We start from the raw sequence: 15009 nt of genomic DNA, 5'->3' as shown, positions 1-15009 counted from the left end.
CCGCGGGCCGCCGCGGCGCGTCAGTCCCCGTAGCGCTCCCACAGTTTGGGGAACCGTTTCGCCATCGCCGAGGGGTCGTCGAAGTCCAGCGGTTCCCCCTCCGGTGCGGCCGGCTGCCGCACCCCGAGGTCCGGCAGCGGCATCCCCGTCAGCACCTCGTGCGCCTCGTCCGCCGCGTACCCGATGTCCTCCGCCTCGCCGTCCTCCTCCTCGTCGAAGTCGGGCACCAGGTCGGTGAGGTCGTCCGGGTCGTACAGGGCGCCCTCGAACACCTCCCGCCCCTGGGCGATCAGCCAGCAGCGGAAGAAGTCGAAGGTGTCCTCGGAGGCGCCGTCGAGCAGCAGGTACGCGGCTCCCCAGAGGTCGGTCCGGTAGGCGCGCTGGAAGCGAGCCTCGAACAGCCGGGCGAAGTCGATGACATCGTCCGGCGTCAACTGGGCGAGGCGCTCCACCAGCCGCTCGGCCTGTTCGTCCGGGTCGCCGTCGGCCGCGTCCCGGGTCTCGTCGATGATCTGCCAGAAGTCCGTCTCGTACATCACCGCTCAAGCATCGCTGGTCACCCGCTCGACTGCACGTGATCCGCCCCACGAAACGCGGAACCCCGCTCCGTCCGGGGACGAAGCGGGGTTCCGGCGGTCCGTACGGCCGGAGTTGTCCGGCCGTACGGGGTGCCCTGCGGGAGTGCCTGCCAGGGCGGGAGTGCCTTACAGGCCGAGGTCGCCCTCGAAGGCGCCCTCTTCCAGGCGGGCCTTGATGGTGCCCAGGAAGCGGGCGGCGTCGGCGCCGTCCACGATCCGGTGGTCGTAGGACAGGGCCAGGTAGACCATGTCGCGGACCGCGATCGTCTCGCCCAGATCCGGGTGGTTGATGACCACCGGGCGCTTGACGGCGGCGCCGATGCCCAGGATCGCCACCTGCGGCTGGTTGATGATCGGCGTGTCGAAGAGCGCGCCGCGCGAGCCGGTGTTGGTGATGGTGAAGGTGCCACCACCCAGCTCGTCCGGGGTGACCTTGTTGTCGCGGGTGCGAGCGGCGAGGTCGGCGGTCTTCTTGGCGATGCCCGCGATGTTGAGGTCGCCGGCGTCGTGGATGACCGGGACGAGCAGGCCGCGTTCGGTGTCCACCGCGATGCCGACGTGCTCGGCGCCGTGGTAGGTGATGGTGCCCTCGGCCTCGTTGACCTGCGAGTTCACCACCGGGTGGGCCTTGAGGGCCTCGACGGCGGCCTTGACGAAGAACGGCATCGGCGACAGCTTGACGCCCTCGCGGGCCTCGAAGCCGGACTTCGCCTTGGCGCGCAGCCGCATGATGTTGGTGATGTCCACCTCGACCACGGTGGTCAGCTGGGCGGAGACCTGGAGGGACTCCACCATGCGCTTGGCGATCACCGAGCGCAGGCGGGACATCTTCACCGTGGTGCCACGCAGCGGCGAGACCTCGGCGACGGTGGCCGGGGCCTTGGCGGCCGCGGCCGGAGCGGCGGGCGCCTGGGCGGCGGCCTTGGCGGCCTCCGCGGCGGCGATGACGTCCTGCTTGCGGATGCGGCCGCCGACACCGGTACCGGTGACGGCGGACAGCGCCACGCCCTGCTCGGCCGCGAGCTTGCGGACCAGCGGGGTGACGTACGCGTCCGAGCTGTCACCGGCCGGGGTGGCCGGGGCGGCTGGCGCGACCGGGGCCGGGGCAGCCGGGGCGGCGGCGGCGACCGGGGCCGGGGCGGCGGCGGCGACCGGGGCCGGGGCCGGGGCGGCGACGGGAGCCGGGGTAGCGACGGGAGCCGGGGCAGCCTGGACCGGGGCCGGGGCGGCGACCGGAGCGGCAGCCGGGGCTGCCGGAGCAGCAGCGGCCGGGGCGGCGGCGGCCGGGGCCGCACCCGCGGCGCCGACCAGCGCGAGCTGGGCGCCGACCTCGGCGGTCTCGTCCTCGCCGACCAGGATCTTCACCAGCACACCGGCGACCGGCGACGGGATCTCGGTGTCGACCTTGTCCGTGGAGACCTCGAGCAGCGGCTCGTCGACCTCGACGGTGTCGCCCTCGGCCTTGAGCCAGCGGGTGACGGTGCCCTCGGAGACGCTCTCGCCCAGGGCGGGGAGCAGGATCGGGGTGGCGTCACCGGCGGGCGCGGCAGCGGCGGGCGCCTCGGCGACCGGGGCGGGCGCAGCCGGGGCCTCGGCGACCGGGGCCGGCGCGGCGGGGGCCTCGGCGACCGGGGCCTGCTCGGCGACCGGCGCGGCGGCGGCGACCGGGGCACCCGAGCCGTCGTCGATGATGGCCAGCTCGGTGCCGACCTCGACCGTCTCGTCCTCGGCGACCTTGATCGCGGCCAGGATGCCGGAGACCGGCGCCGGGATCTCGGTGTCGACCTTGTCGGTGGAGACCTCGAGCAGCGGCTCGTCGACCTCGACGCGCTCACCCTCGGCCTTCAGCCAACGGGTGACAGTGCCCTCGGAAACGCTCTCGCCCAGCGCGGGCAGTGTTACTGAGACCGCCATGGTTTCAGCGACTCCTATCAAGTCTTGCGTACGGGAAGGGGGGAAGTAAGGGGCGCGGTCAGTCGTGCGCGTGCAGCGGCTTGCCGGCCAGCGCGAGGTGCGCCTCACCGAGGGCCTCGGACTGCGAGGGGTGGGCGTGGATGAGCTGCGCCACCTCGGCGGGCAGCGCCTCCCAGTTGTAGATCAGCTGAGCTTCGCCGACCTGCTCGCCCATGCGGGCACCGACCATGTGGACACCCACCACGGCGCCGTCCTTGACCTGGACGAGCTTGATCTCACCGGCGGTCTTGAGGATCTTGCTCTTGCCGTTGCCGGCCAGGTTGTACTTGAGGGTGACGACCTTCTCCTTGCCGTACAGCTCCACGGCCTTGGCCTCGGTGATCCCCACCGAAGCGACCTCGGGGTTGCAGTACGTCACGCGCGGCACGCCGTCGTAGTCGATCGGCACGGGCTTGAGGCCGGCCAGGCGCTCGGCGACCAGGATGCCCTCGGCGAAGCCGACGTGGGCCAGCTGCAGGGTCGGGACGAGGTCGCCGACGGCCGAGATGGTGGGCACGTTGGTGCGCATGTACTCGTCGACCAGGACGTAGCCGCGGTCCATCGCGACGCCGTTCTCCTCGTAGCCGAGGCCGGCCGAGACCGGGCCGCGGCCGATGGCGACGAGCAGCAGGTCGGCGTCGATCTGCTTGCCGTTCTCGGTGGAGACGCGCACACCGGTCTCGGTGTACTCCACGCCCGAGAAGCGGGCCTTGAGCTCGAACTTGATGCCGCGCTTGCGGAAGGCGCGCTCCAGCAGCTTGGAGGAGTTCTCGTCCTCCAGCGGGGCCAGGTGCGGCAGGGCCTCGACGATGGTGACGTCGACGCCGAAGGACTTCCACACGGACGCGAACTCGACGCCGATCACGCCGCCGCCGAGGATGACGGCCGACTTCGGGATGCGGTCGAGCTTGAGGGCGTGGTCCGAGGAGATCACGCGGTCGCCGTCGATGGTCAGACCCGGCAGCGACTTCGGCACGGAGCCGGTGGCGAGGACGATGTGGCGACCCTCGACGCGCTGGCCGTTGACGTCCACCGAGGTCGGCGAGGAGAGCTTGCCCTCGCCGGTGATGTAGTGGACCTTGCGGGAGGCCACCAGGCCCTGCAGGCCCTTGTACAGGCCCGCGACCACGTCGTCCTTGTACTTGTGGACGCCGTTGATGTCGATGCCCTGGAAGGTCGCCAGGACGCCGAACTCCGCGGCCTCCCGGGTCTCGTCCGCGACCTCGGCGGCGTGCAGCAGCGCCTTGGTCGGGATGCAGCCGCGGTGCAGGCAGGTGCCGCCGAGCTCACCCTTCTCGATGAGGGCAACGCTCAGGCCCAGCTGGGCGGCGCGGAGCGCCGCGGCGTAACCGCCGCTTCCGCCTCCGAGAATGACTACGTCGAAAACGGTGCTGGCGTCGTTCGCCACGTCACGTCCTCCATGCATGGGGTGTGGATCGCCGGGCCGGTCGCGGTCCGGTGGGTCGGAGCCTTTGTGAGGCGCCCAGTCGTGCCGGAAATACATCTTCGCACTTGTTCGCGGCGACTGATGTCGGGGGCCGCCCCGGGGGCGGGTCCGGGGCGGTCGGCCGGGGGTTGCGAGCCCCGATAGCCGGGGTATCTTCGCAGCTCAGAGCGGGGTTGGCGGTGACACGCGGTGGGCTCGTTCGATCACCGGAGGATGGAGTTCCACTCTGTGGAACAAAGTTTCGCCCGCAGCGAACACCGTGGCGGGCGGCCGACCGTTCGGTTACCGACAGGTAACCGTGGTGGGGTGCGAAACCCGCCCGCGCGAGCACGCGAACGGGCCCGGCGCATCCCGCGCCGGGCCCGTTCGGCACACGCGGACCGTCAGGCCTTGTCGCCCGCCGCGGTCTGCTGGGCGAAGCGCACCAGCGTGCGGACCGCGCTCGCGGTGCCGCCCTTGGGGGTGTAGCCGTACGGCGCGCTCTCGTGGAAGGCCGGGCCGGCGATGTCCAGGTGGGCCCAGTCGATGCCCTCGGCCACGAACTCCTTCAGGAACAGACCGGCCACCAGGCCGCCGCCCATCCGCTCGCCCATGTTGGCCAGGTCGGCGATGGTCGACTCGGTCATGCCCTTGACCAGCTCGGCGGGCAGCGGCATCGGCCAGGACTGCTCGCCGACCTCGCCGGCCGTCACGTGCAGCCGCTCGCGCAGCTCCTCGCTGTTGGACATCACGCCGAAGGTGCGGTTGCCCAGGGCCAGCACCATCGCGCCGGTCAGCGTCGCCACGTCGACGATCACGTCCGGGTTCTCCTCGCCGGCCCGCACGATCGCGTCGGCCAGCACCAGACGGCCCTCGGCGTCGGTGTTCAGCACCTCGACGGTCTTGCCGCCGTACATCCTCAGCACGTCACCCGGGCGGGTGGCCGAGCCGGACGGCATGTTCTCGGCCAGCGCCAGCCAGCCGGTGACGTTGACGGCCAGGCCCAGGCGCTTGGCGGCGACCACGGCGGCGAACACCGCGGCGGCACCGGCCATGTCGCACTTCATGGTCTCGTTGTGGCCGGCCGGCTTGAGCGAGATGCCGCCCGAGTCGTAGGTGATGCCCTTGCCGACGAACGCCAGGGTCGCCTTCGCCTTCGGGTGGGTGTAGGCCACCTTCACCAGCCGCGGCGGGTTGGCCGAGCCGTTGCCGACGCCCAGCAGGCCGCCGAAGCCGCCCTTGGCGAGCGCCTTCTCGTCCAGCACCTCGACCTTGAGCCCGTGCTCCTTGCCGGCCGCCTGCGCGATCGCGGCGAAGATCTTCGGGTTGAGGTCGTTCGGCGGGGTGTTGACCAGGTCGCGGGCCCGGTTCATCTCCTCACCGACGGCCGTGGCGCGCTCGACCGCGGCCTTGGCCTCCTTGCTGCCCTTGCGGGTGGTGAGCACGATCAGCTCGCCGACCGGCTCCTTGCCGCCGCTGCGGTACGCCGAGAAGCTGTACGAGCCCAGCAGCGCGCCCAGCGCCACCGCCTCGGCCTCCTCGGCCGACTCGCCGGCCAGCGTCAGCGCGACCTTCTTGCTGCCGGCCAGCGCGCGGGCGGCCACGCCGGCGGCGCGGCGCAGCGTCTCCGCGTCGTAGCCCTCCTCGGCGGCGTCGCCGAGGCCGACCGCGAGCACGAGCGCGGCCTTCAGGCCGGCCGGGGCGGGGAGCTTGACCGTCTCGCCCTCGGCGCCGGTCGCGCCCAGCGTGGCGAGGACCTCGGCCAGCTTGCCCTCGAACGCCTCGGTGACGGCCTCGGCGCCGGGGGCCACCACCAGGCCCTTCGGGCCCTTCGCCACGCCGATCACCAGGGCGTCCGCGCGCAGCGAGGCGGCGGAGGAGGTGCTCACAGACAATGCAGTCACGTAAATGCGTCCTGTTCTTTCGCGGTCCACGGCCGGGTACGGCGCTGCTGCCGTACCGGCGTAACCCCGTCCACGACAGGCCGACCCGCCGCGCCACCGGGTCCGGAGCCCCTGGCGCGTGCATCCACCCCCGGGCGGCCGCACACACCAGAGGCCCCGGCTCCTCGGCGAGGCCGGCCGGGCAGAACCTGCGGCGATGCAGGGCTACGGTGCTCCCCGCATGGTAGTCCGCATGCTGGGATCACGCCGCCCCCGGTGGGCAGCCCGTGGCCGCCCGCTCAGGCCGGGCCGAGCGCCAGGGTCAGCAGGCAGCCCGTCGCCGCGCTCTCCGCCATCGCGCCCAGCACGTCGCCGGTGATCCCGCCGAAGCGGCGCAGGCAGCGGTGCAGCAGCAGCCGGGCGCAGCCGAGGCCGAGTACAACGGCCGCGGGCAGCAGCAGGGCTGACCAGCCGTCACCCAGGCCCGCCATGGTCAGTGCCAGTGCCGAAGCCGCCCAGACGGCGAGCGCGCCGACGGGCGGCACGGTGCTCGCGACCATCGCCCCCAGGCCGCCGGGGCGGGCCGGCGGCACGCCGCGCAGGCAGCCGAGCGCGAGCGCGCAGCGGGCGGTGACGGCCGAGGCCAGGACGGCCAGCGCCCCGTGCCACAGTGAGTTCTCGAACCGGGTGGCGAGCGCGGCGACCTGGGCGAGCAGGACCAGCAGCAGGGTCAGCACTCCGAACGGGCCGATGTCCGACTGCTTCATGATCCGCAGCGCGTCCTCGGCCGGCTTGCCGCTGCCGAGCCCGTCCGCGACGTCCGCCAGCCCGTCCAGGTGCAGCCCCCTGGTCAGCGCGGCCAGCACCGACACCGCCGCCACCGCCCCGAGCAACCCGCCCGCGCGCCAGGCGAACAGCGCGCCCGCGGCGGCCGCGAGCGCGCCCAGCACCACGCCGACCAGCGGCGCGCAGAGCATCGCCCGCCCGCCGGTGTGGCGGTCCCAGCGGTCGACCCGCACCCGCAGCACCGAGAGGGTGCCGAAGGCGAACCGCAGTGCCTCGGAGAGTGCCGCCCCCATCACCGTGCTCAGGCCCGGTCCAGCAGCTCCGCCGCCGAGGGCAGCTTGGGCTGCGCCTTCGGCTCCTCGGGTCGCACCGGTACGGCCTGCGGCTCGGCCAGCGTGTCCGCCGCAGCCTGGAGCAGCGGCAGTGCCATCAGCGCGCCGACGCCCTCGCCCATGGTGATCTTCTGCTCCTGCAACGGCGTCAGCGTCAGCCGGTCGTAGGCCTTCGCCTGTGCGGGCTCGCCCGTCGACTGGCCGGCCCGCCACCACTCCGGCGCGCGGAACGCGATCCGCTGCGCGACCAGCGCGCAGGCCGCGGAGACCACGCCGTCCAGCACCACCGGCAGCTTGCGCACGGCGGCCTGGAGCAGGAAGCCGGTGATCGCCGCGAAGTCCGCGCCGCCGGTGGCGGCCAGCAGCGCCAGCTGGTCACCCAGCACCGGACGGGCCCGGCGCAGCGAGTCCCGGATGGCCGCGCACTTGACCATCCACACCTTGTCGTCGATGCCGGAGCCGCGACCGGTGACGGCCGCCGCGTCCGTGCCGCAGAGCGCGCCGATCAGCACCGCGGCGACGGTGGTCGAGCCGACCCCGAGGTCGCCCAGCACCACCAGGTCGGTGCCCGCGTCGGCCTCCTCGTCGGCGACCGCCATGCCGGCCCGGAACGCCTGGACGGCCTCCTCGGCGCTCAGCGCGTCCTCGACGTCGATCCGCCCGGAGCCGCGCCGCACCCGGTGGGCGACCACCTCGTCCGGGAAGTCCGCGGGATCGGCGTCCACCGCGACGTCGACCACCCGCACCCGGGCGCCGAAGCGCCGCGCGAGCACCGCGACGGGCGCGGTGCCCTCCAGTACCGCCCGCACCCGCGCGGCCGTGCCGCCCACGGCGGGCAGCCCGGACACGTTCAGCGAGGCCACCCCGTGGTCACCCGCGAACAGCAGCACCTTGGGCGCGGACAGCGGGCGCACCGGGCAGCGGCCCTGCACCGAGGCCAGCCAGCTGCCCAGCTCCTCCAGCTGCCCGAGGCCACCGCGCGGCCGCCCCGGCGCCTGCCAGCGCTCCTCGGCGGCGCGCCGGGCACTGTCGTCCGGGCGCTCGACGAGCGAAGAGAACGTATCGAGATCCACGGTCGTGTCCATTAATCCGTTTCTCGCTCACCGCGCGTGAGGCGCGGAGTACATTCGGGGTCTGCCCCCGGCGGCGGTCAGGGCTCGGCCGTCATGAGCCCGGGCAGGCGGTCGAGTGAGAAGCCCCCTCGTCGCCGAGGGGGAGGAGTCACCGTCGGGAAGGCTACACGCCAACCGATTTGATGGTCAGGACTTGTCCGGCCACAACCAGCAGTACCAGTTCCGAGGCATCCGCCACCGCCATGTTCAGCCGTCCGAGCGCGTCCCGGAACCGGCGGCCGGCGGCGGATGCCGGGACGACCCCCATCCCGACCTCGTTGCTCACCGCGATCACCTGACGGTCCGTCGCCGCCCAGGCCGCGGCCAGCTCCTCGCAGCGCAGCTGCACCGCCTGCTCGCCGCCCGCCGCCCACACCTCGTCGTCCCAGGCGTCGCACTCGTCCATCACCGCGGTCAGCCACAGCGCCAGGCAGTCGATCAGCACCGGCGCCCCGTCCGTGCCGTCCCGCAGCACCGCCGCCAGGTCGCAGGTCTCGGCCGTGCGCCAGGTCGCCGGGCGCCGCTCGCGGTGCAGTTCCACCCGCTGCGCCCACTCCCGGTCGCCGTCCCTGGTGCCGCTGGTGGCGACGTAGAGGACGTCCCGGTGGGCGGCGAGGAGCTGCTCGGCCCGGGTGGACTTGCCCGAGCGGGCGCCGCCGAGGATCAGGGTGCGGGGGAGTGCTGCCATGGGGCCATCCTGCCCGACGAGGCATACGGAAGATCAGGCCGGGCAGGCTAGGGTGCGCAGCAAAGCGACAGCGTCAGCGGGAGGAGCCGGGCATGGTCTGGACGTGGCGGTACGAGAAGGCGGACGGCACCGTGGTGGCCCCACCCGGTGGCCAGCAGGAGGAGTTCTCCGGCCAGGGCGACGCGGAAACCTGGATCGGCGAGTCCTGGAAGCAGCTGTCGGAGGACGGTGTCGACACGGCCGTGCTGCTGGACGACGAGCGCGTCATCTACTCGATGAGTCTGCACGAGGCCTGAGCTTTTGCGAGACCTGGGCCCCGCGAGGCCTGGGCCCCGCCCGTCCTGCCCGGGGGCACGCCCCTCGGGCGGGCTCCGGCGGCTTCGCCTACTTGGATCCGACCACGTGCAGCAGCGCCGCCGTCTGCCGGTACGGGTCGGTCCGCCCGGCCCGCTCCTCGGCCTCCAGCAGCTGTGCCAGCTGGCGCCCGTCCACCGGGAGCGCGGCGTCGTCCGGCACGTTGTCGGTGAAGACCCGTACGCCGTACCAGTGCTTGAGCGGCACGGAGACCTCGGCCAGCGTGACGGTCAGGTCGGCGAGCCGGTCGGCCCGGGCGGCCAGGCCGACGCTGTTGTAGTAGCGGTCGCTCTCGAAGGCGTCCAGCGCGGCGCGCCAGTCCCCCGCGACGCCGGGCCGCATGGCCAGCGCGTCGCGGTTGCGGGCGACCAGCGAGAGCAGGCCGCCGGGGGCCAGCAGCCGGGCCAGTGAGGCGATCATGGGGTCCGGGTCCGGTAGGTACATCAGCACGTTGTGGCAGAGCACCACGTCGAAGCTGCGGGCGCCGAACCAGCGTCCGCACTGGTGGCCGTCACCGCTCAGCAGCTGCACCCGGCCGCGGACCTCGGCCGGCTCCTCGGCCAGCGCGCTCTGGGCGACACCGAGGGTGGCCTGGTCCGAGTCGATCCCGGTGACGAAGTGGCCAGCCCGGGCCAGGCGCAGCGCCTGGGTGCCCTGGCCGCAGCCGATGTCCAGCACGCGCTGCCCGGTGCGCCCGGCCAGCTGCTCGGCGAGCTGCCGGGCCACCAGCTCCTGACGAACGAGGTTGCGCAGCCCGCCCTGGCGCTCCAGCCAGGTGCTGGCACCGCCGGTGAAGGCGCCGCTGCGGGAGGGGAGGCGGTCATGGCCGCCGGTGCCCTGCCCGGGCAGCGCGTACAGACTGGGCCCCTCCCAGGAGGGAGCGGCCCAGTCCGAGTACACCGGCTCGGCGGTCAGGGCTTGGCCCCGCGCTGCACCTGCGGCTTGGGCAGCCGCAGCCGCCGCATCTGCAGGATGCGCATCAGGCCGTAGGCGACGGCGCCGCGGGTGTTCTGGCCAGCGAAGCGCTCGCCGAGCTGCTTGCGCAGGCCCAGGCCCAGGCGCACGAAGTCCAGGACGACCAGCACGAAGAAGGCCAGGAACAGCAGCGTGGAGAGCAGTTGCAGCGCGGGCACCCGCACGACACTGAGGATCAGGATCACCACGGCGGCGGGCAGGAAGAACTCGGCGAGCGACCAGCGGGCGTCCACGTAGTCGCGGGCGAACCTGCGCACCGGGCCCTTGTCACGGGCCGGGAGGTAGCGCTCGTCCCCCTCCAGCAGCGCGGTGCGCTGCTTCTCCCGCTCGGAGCGCATCCGCTCGCGGGACTGCCGGGAGGCCTCCTTGCGGTCCTTGGGGACGACCACCCGGGTACGCCGGTTGGCCTCGGCCTCACTGCGCTTGGGCGTGGGCCGGCCCTTCTTCGCCTGCGGATCGCGGGCCTGGCTCGTATCGTCCTGCTTCTCCAGCACTACGGCGGAGGCAGCGGCATCATCTGAACGGCGTCGGAACACACCACCAGCGTACGGGGTGGACGAGTGCTTCTTCCCGTGCCCTTGGACCCAAACAGATATCGATAGCGGCCCGCGGCTTTCCCCGGGCCTTTCCCGTGGTCATCCGGCGTTCCCACCTACGGGTCGCCTCCCTCTCCCGGATCATGGGCCCGAACATGGATCCACCCCGGGGATGAGGCCATCGCACGGACGCTGTAGCACTCTTGTTGCAGGCAGGTGCACTGCGGCGATCACCTCGCTGCAACTACACTCGTCGTGTCTGGTAACGAGATAGAGACCGCAGGCCGGAGAAGGGGGCACCCGAGGCCCATGAGCGACGGAATCATGAAGCGTATGGGGCTGATCTTCCGCTCCAAGGCGAACAAAGCCTTGGATCGGGCGGAGGATCCGCGTGAAACGCTCGACTACTCGTACCAGAAGCAGCTCGAGCTGCTGCAGAAGGTGCGCCGGGGCGTGGCCGACGTGGCCACCTCGCGCAAGCGCCTGGAGCTTCAGCTGACGCAGCTCCAGCAGCAGTCTTCGAAGTACGAGGACCAGGGCCGCAAGGCACTCTCGCTCGGCCGGGAGGATCTCGCGCGCGAGGCGCTGACCCGCAAGGCCAACATGCAGTCGCAGATCACCGACCTGGAGACGCAGTACCAGCAGCTCCAGGCCGAGGAGGAGAAGCTCACGCTCGCCTCCCAGCGGCTCCAGGCCAAGGTGGACGCCTTCCGTACCAAGAAGGAGACCATCAAGGCCACCTACACCGCCGCCCAGGCGCAGACCCGGATCGCGGAGTCCTTCTCCGGGATCTCGGAGGAGATGGGCGACGTGGGTCTGGCGATCCAGCGGGCCGAGGACAAGACCGCCCAGATGCAGGCCAGGGCCGGTGCGATCGACGAGCTGCTGGCCTCCGGTGCGCTCGACGACGCCAGCGGTCTCGGCCGCAAGGACGACATCGAGGCCGAGCTGGAGCGGGTGGCCGGCGGCAGCGACGTCGAGCTGGAGCTCGCCCGGATGAAGGCCGAGCTGACCGGCGGGTCCTCGGCGGCCCCGCAGGCCATCGAGCAGGGCAAGCAGCAGGACACCCCGCCGACGATCAACTACAACAAGTGACCTGACTCCACCACAGCAGGGAGACGCACCGGCATGATCATGAGGGTCATGGGTGAGGGGCAGTTCGAGGTGGGCGAGGCCCATCTGAACCGGCTCAACCAGCTCGACGACGAGCTGCTCACCGCACTGGAGGCGGGGGACGAGGAACAGTTCCGGTCGGCGCTCGGCAGCCTGCTGGGCGCGGTGAAGGAGTTCGGCACGCCGCTGCCGGACGACTCGCTGGAGCCGTCCGACCTGATCCTTCCGGACGCCGATGCGACCATCGACGACGTCCGGACGCTGCTGCGGGCGGAGGGCGACGGTCTGATCCCGGGCATCCCCGAGTACGAGTAGACGGTGGACGGCGTGCGAGCGCCGGCCGCACACGTGAGGGCGGGCACCCCCAGGGGGTGCCCGCCCTCACGTGTGCGGCCTCGCCGCCGCTGCCCTACGGCAGGGCCAGCATCCGGTCCAGCGCGGCCTTGGCGTACTTCTCGGTCTCCGGGTCGACCGTGATGACGTTCGGCACCCGGCCCTCGACCAGTGACTCCAGGGCCCAGACCAGGTGCGGCAGGTCGATCCGGTTCATGGTCGAGCAGAAGCAGACCGCCCGGTCCAGGAAGACGATCTCCTTGTCGGGGTGCGCCTTGGCGAGGCGGCGGACAAGGTTGAGCTCGGTGCCGATGGCCCACTTGGAGCCGGGCTCGGCGGCGTCCAGCGCCTTGATGATGTACTCGGTGGAGCCCACCATGTCCGCGGCCGCGACGACCTCGTGCCTGCACTCCGGGTGTACCAGTACGGTGACGCCCGGTATGCGCTCGCGGACGTCGTTGACCGAGTCCAGCGAGAAGCGACCGTGCACCGAGCAGTGGCCGCGCCAGAGGATCATCTTGGCGTCCCGCAGCTGCTCGGCGGTCAGCCCGCCGCCCGGCTTGTGCGGGTTGTAGAGCACGCAGTCGTCCAGCGAGAAGCCCATGTCGCGCACCGCGGTGTTGCGCCCCAGGTGCTGGTCGGGCAGGAAGAGCACCTTCTGGCCCTGCTCGAAGGCCCACTCCAGGGCGCGCTGGGCGTTGGAGGAGGTGCAGATGGTGCCGCCGTGCTTGCCGGTGAAGGCCTTGATGTCGGCGGAGGAGTTCATGTACGAGACCGGTACGGTCACGTCGGCTATGCCCGCGTCGGTGAGTACGTCCCAGCACTCCGCGACCTGCTCGGCGGTGGCCATGTCGGCCATCGAGCAGCCGGCCGCGAGGTCGGGCAGGATCACCTGCTGCGCCGGGCTGGTCAGGATGTCGGCGGACTCGGCCATGAAGTGCACACCGCAGAAGACGATGTACTCCGCCTCCGGGCGGGCGGCGGCGTCTCGGGCCAGCTTGAAGGAGTCGCCGGTGACGTCGGCGAACTCGATGACCTCGTCGCGCTGGTAGTGGTGGCCGAGGATGAAGACGCGCTCGCCGAGCGCCGCCTTGGCCGCGCGGGCGCGCTCCACGAGGTCGGGGTCGGACGCGGCGGGCAGGTCCCCGGGGCACTCGACGCCGCGCTCGCTGTTCGGGTCGGCCTCGCGGCCGAGGAGCAGCAGTGCGAGCGGCGTCGGAGTGGGGTCGACGCCGTAGGTCTCGATGGTCGTAGTCACGGGCGGGTGCCCTCCTGTGCGGCCGATCCAGTTGAAGCAGCCTTCTCGTCTATCTGACGCTATCTATGATAACCGGTTAGCGTCACTCTGACGATGGCCGTCCTGTCGATGTGATGCGAACCGCTCGACCAAGCGGAGTCTTCCCGGCGTGTGCCGGGGCGCGATCGGAGCGCCCTCACGTTAGCTGGTGGCATGAAGGCAATCGCGATCAGGCGGTACGGCGGCCCCGAGGTCATCGAGTACACCGACCTGCCCGACCCCAAGGTCGGGCCGGACTCCGTACTGGTGCAGGTCAGGGCGGCCGGGGTGAACCCGGTGGACTGGAAGGTCCGGGAGGGCCGGCTGGACGGCATCCTGGACGCGCACTTCCCGCTGGTGCCGGGCTGGGACCTGGCCGGGGTGGTCCGGGCCGTCGGCGGAGGCGTCACCGAGTTCCGGCCCGGCGACGAGGTGATCGGCTACGTCCGCAAGGACTGGGCCGAACACGGCACCTACGCCGAACTGGTCGCCGCCCCCGTGCGCACCCTGGCCCGCAAGCCCGCCTCCCTCGACTGGGCGCAGGCCGGCGGACTCCCGCTGGCCGGCCTCACCGCCTACCAGGGCCTGACGAAGGCGCTCCGGCTGCGGGCGGGCGAGAGCATCCTGATCCACGCGGGCGCCGGCGGGGTAGGCCATCTCGCCGTCCAGATCGCCGGGGCGCTCGGCGCCCGGGTGATCGCCACCGCGGGCGAGCGCAACCACGCGTACCTGCGCCGGCTCGGCGCCGAGCCGGTCGGCCACGGGGAGGGCCTGGCCGAGCGGGTCAGGGCGCTCGCCCCCGGCGGGGTGGACGCGGCCTTCGACCTGATCGGCCGGGATGCCGTCGACATCTCCACCGACCTGGTCGCCGACCCGGCCAGGATCGCCTCGGTCGCCGACTACGGCGTCGTCGCCAGGGGCGGCCACTACGTCTGGTGCCGCCCGGACAGTGCCGACCTCGCCGCGCTGGCCCGCCTCGCCGACGAGGGGAAGCTGACCGTCACCGTCGCCTCCACCTTCCCGCTCTCGCAGGCCGCCTCCGCCCAGGCGCTCAACGCCGAGGGCCGCACCCGGGGCAAGATCGTGCTGCTGACGGACTGAGCGCGCCGCCGCGCCGATCCGCCAGAATGGGGCGGTGAACCGTTTCGGCAGTGTCGCCGAGCCGCACGAGCAGTGGAGCCCCGTACCGATGAGCACGAGCAGACCGTCCGAGCCGGGCGGGGCCGCCCTGGACGAGACCGACCGCCTGCTGCTCGGCCGGCTCGCGCGCGACGGCCGGGCCTCGTACGCCGAGATCGGACTGCTCGTCAACCTCTCCGCGACCGCCGTCCGCCGCCGGATCGACCGGCTGCGCGCCCGCGGCATCGTCCGCGGCTTCACCGTCGTCCTCGACCCCGCCGTGCTCGGCTGGCAGACCGAGGCCTTCGTCGAGGTCTACTGCCGCGAGCGCACCGCGCCCGAGGAGATCCTCGCCAGCCTGCGCAAGTTCCCCGAGGTGGTCGCCGCCTGGACGGTCACCGGCGACCCGGACGCCCTGGTGCACCTCAGGGCCCTGGACACCCGGCACCTGGAGGCCGTCATCGAGCGGATCCGCAAGGAGCCCGGCGTCCAGCGCAGCCGCAGCTCGGTGGTGCTCTCCCGGCTGATCGGCTGACGCCCGGACG

At 72.5% G+C, this 15009-nt stretch carries 14 protein-coding genes and 1 pseudogene; 5 read left to right on the top strand and 10 right to left on the bottom strand.

What is annotated here, in order from left to right:
- Window positions 1-20: 20 nt before the first annotated feature.
- The 7 genes and pseudogenes from ACIBH3_RS18180 to cobU form a co-directional block, all read right to left on the bottom strand.
- Window positions 21-536, bottom strand: a complete 516-nt coding sequence (locus tag ACIBH3_RS18180) for a DUF4240 domain-containing protein (RefSeq protein ID WP_396313071.1) — start codon at window positions 534-536, stop codon at window positions 21-23.
- 168 nt (window positions 537-704) lie between these two features.
- A complete protein-coding gene (gene sucB / locus ACIBH3_RS18175; RefSeq protein ID WP_396312975.1) occupies window positions 705-2492 on the bottom strand; it encodes a 2-oxoglutarate dehydrogenase, E2 component, dihydrolipoamide succinyltransferase in 1788 nt (595 codons plus the stop codon).
- 58 nt (window positions 2493-2550) lie between these two features.
- Window positions 2551-3957 carry a dihydrolipoyl dehydrogenase gene (lpdA, locus tag ACIBH3_RS18170; RefSeq protein WP_396312974.1) on the bottom strand — a complete coding sequence of 469 codons (1407 nt, stop codon included), beginning with the start codon at window positions 3955-3957 and terminating at the stop codon, window positions 2551-2553.
- Window positions 3958-4361: 404 nt separating this feature from the next.
- A complete protein-coding gene (locus ACIBH3_RS18165; protein WP_396312973.1) occupies window positions 4362-5861 on the bottom strand; it encodes a leucyl aminopeptidase in 1500 nt (499 codons plus the stop codon).
- Between the two features lie 278 nt (window positions 5862-6139).
- Window positions 6140-6919 carry an adenosylcobinamide-GDP ribazoletransferase gene (locus ACIBH3_RS18160; protein ID WP_396312972.1) on the bottom strand — a complete coding sequence of 260 codons (780 nt, stop codon included), beginning with the start codon at window positions 6917-6919 and terminating at the stop codon, window positions 6140-6142.
- 8 nt (window positions 6920-6927) lie between these two features.
- Window positions 6928-8043: a nicotinate-nucleotide--dimethylbenzimidazole phosphoribosyltransferase gene (locus tag ACIBH3_RS18155; RefSeq protein WP_396312971.1), complete on the bottom strand. Its 1116-nt coding sequence runs from the start codon at window positions 8041-8043 to the stop codon at window positions 6928-6930.
- Window positions 8044-8194: 151 nt separating this feature from the next.
- Window positions 8195-8779 (bottom strand): annotated as a pseudogene (gene cobU, locus ACIBH3_RS18150) (bifunctional adenosylcobinamide kinase/adenosylcobinamide-phosphate guanylyltransferase); the annotation flags it as partial.
- A 71-nt stretch (window positions 8780-8850) separates the two neighbouring features.
- On the opposite strand from cobU, the gene ACIBH3_RS18145 reads away from it, so the two are divergent.
- Window positions 8851-9054, top strand: coding sequence for a hypothetical protein (locus ACIBH3_RS18145; protein ID WP_396312970.1), 204 nt, complete (start codon window positions 8851-8853; stop codon window positions 9052-9054).
- Between the two features lie 88 nt (window positions 9055-9142).
- Here the strand turns inward: ACIBH3_RS18145 and ACIBH3_RS18140 are convergent, their stop codons facing one another.
- Window positions 9143-9883 carry a class I SAM-dependent methyltransferase gene (locus ACIBH3_RS18140; RefSeq protein ID WP_396313070.1) on the bottom strand — a complete coding sequence of 247 codons (741 nt, stop codon included), beginning with the start codon at window positions 9881-9883 and terminating at the stop codon, window positions 9143-9145.
- 140 nt (window positions 9884-10023) lie between these two features.
- Window positions 10024-10623 (bottom strand): DUF3043 domain-containing protein, encoded by a 600-nt coding sequence (locus ACIBH3_RS18135; RefSeq protein WP_396312969.1) that lies wholly within the window; start codon window positions 10621-10623, stop codon window positions 10024-10026.
- A 309-nt stretch (window positions 10624-10932) separates the two neighbouring features.
- Here ACIBH3_RS18135 and ACIBH3_RS18130 point away from each other — a divergent pair, with 309 nt between their 5' ends.
- Together ACIBH3_RS18130 and ACIBH3_RS18125 are read left to right on the top strand one after the other, a co-directional pair.
- Window positions 10933-11718, top strand: a complete 786-nt coding sequence (locus ACIBH3_RS18130) for a PspA/IM30 family protein (RefSeq protein WP_396312968.1) — start codon at window positions 10933-10935, stop codon at window positions 11716-11718.
- 33 nt (window positions 11719-11751) lie between these two features.
- Entirely contained in the window at window positions 11752-12051 is a 300-nt protein-coding gene (locus tag ACIBH3_RS18125) for a hypothetical protein (protein WP_396312967.1), read from the top strand.
- Between the two features lie 94 nt (window positions 12052-12145).
- Here the strand turns inward: ACIBH3_RS18125 and nadA are convergent, their stop codons facing one another.
- Complete coding sequence (gene nadA, locus ACIBH3_RS18120) at window positions 12146-13327, bottom strand: quinolinate synthase NadA (RefSeq protein ID WP_396312966.1); 1182 nt, start codon at window positions 13325-13327, stop codon at window positions 12146-12148.
- Between the two features lie 192 nt (window positions 13328-13519).
- Between nadA and ACIBH3_RS18115 the strand changes: the two genes are divergently transcribed.
- Window positions 13520-14446, top strand: coding sequence for an NADP-dependent oxidoreductase (locus ACIBH3_RS18115; protein ID WP_396312965.1), 927 nt, complete (start codon window positions 13520-13522; stop codon window positions 14444-14446).
- A gap of 88 nt (window positions 14447-14534) precedes the next feature.
- A complete protein-coding gene (locus ACIBH3_RS18110) occupies window positions 14535-14999 on the top strand; it encodes an Lrp/AsnC family transcriptional regulator (protein WP_396313069.1) in 465 nt (154 codons plus the stop codon).
- Window positions 15000-15009 lie beyond the last annotated feature (10 nt).

Source organism: Kitasatospora sp. NPDC050543 (assembly GCF_044457565.1).
In the GTDB taxonomy this organism is placed as follows: domain Bacteria; phylum Actinomycetota; class Actinomycetes; order Streptomycetales; family Streptomycetaceae; genus Kitasatospora.
This window is presented reverse-complemented; position numbering and strand designations above follow the sequence as displayed.

Coding starts and splice junctions, on each gene's coding strand:
- ACIBH3_RS18155 (WP_396312971.1), bottom strand. CDS start 8,043: ATGGACACGACCGTGGATCTCGATACGTTCTCTTCGCTCGTCGAGCGC.
- sucB (WP_396312975.1), bottom strand. CDS start 2,492: ATGGCGGTCTCAGTAACACTGCCCGCGCTGGGCGAGAGCGTTTCCGAG.
- lpdA (WP_396312974.1), bottom strand. CDS start 3,957: ATGCATGGAGGACGTGACGTGGCGAACGACGCCAGCACCGTTTTCGAC.
- ACIBH3_RS18145 (WP_396312970.1), top strand. CDS start 8,851: ATGGTCTGGACGTGGCGGTACGAGAAGGCGGACGGCACCGTGGTGGCC.
- ACIBH3_RS18125 (WP_396312967.1), top strand. CDS start 11,752: ATGATCATGAGGGTCATGGGTGAGGGGCAGTTCGAGGTGGGCGAGGCC.
- ACIBH3_RS18110 (WP_396313069.1), top strand. CDS start 14,535: ATGAGCACGAGCAGACCGTCCGAGCCGGGCGGGGCCGCCCTGGACGAG.
- ACIBH3_RS18180 (WP_396313071.1), bottom strand. CDS start 536: ATGTACGAGACGGACTTCTGGCAGATCATCGACGAGACCCGGGACGCG.
- ACIBH3_RS18115 (WP_396312965.1), top strand. CDS start 13,520: ATGAAGGCAATCGCGATCAGGCGGTACGGCGGCCCCGAGGTCATCGAG.
- ACIBH3_RS18130 (WP_396312968.1), top strand. CDS start 10,933: ATGAGCGACGGAATCATGAAGCGTATGGGGCTGATCTTCCGCTCCAAG.
- ACIBH3_RS18160 (WP_396312972.1), bottom strand. CDS start 6,919: ATGGGGGCGGCACTCTCCGAGGCACTGCGGTTCGCCTTCGGCACCCTC.